The organism is Burkholderia sp. A2 (assembly GCF_001729305.1).
GTDB classification, from domain to species: Bacteria; Pseudomonadota; Gammaproteobacteria; order Burkholderiales; family Burkholderiaceae; genus Burkholderia; species Burkholderia sola.
Genome location: NZ_LZXX01000066.1, coordinates 1 through 399, shown reverse-complemented (window position 1 = coordinate 399; position 399 = coordinate 1).

Genomic DNA, 399 nt, shown 5'->3' with positions numbered 1-399 from the left:
GTTGCCGCCGAACGCGAGCGGCGAAACCTGGATGCTGGATGTACCGAGGGTGCGATGTGCCATGTTCCTCTCCGATAACTGCGGGTAACGGGATTGAACTGCGGGATGGGTCGAGGCGATCGCGGCGGGATGGCAGGATGCGTGGTGCGGTTCCGCCGTGGTCGCGGGACACCGGACATTCTCGCCGATCGTTTCGATTCGTGCAGGCGCAGTAACGCCGTGATGATGGACGGCTTGCGGCAGATGGCGGAGACCGTGTCCGCTGCGTGCGTATTCCGTGCGGCTGCGTTGGATCGGGAGCGAATTTTTGCGGCGACGTGCGCGGCGGGAATCACGCAGGTTGCGCCGGCGTGGCGCCGACGCGGAGGGAAAGCCGGGCGGCAGGCGGCCGCCCGTGCG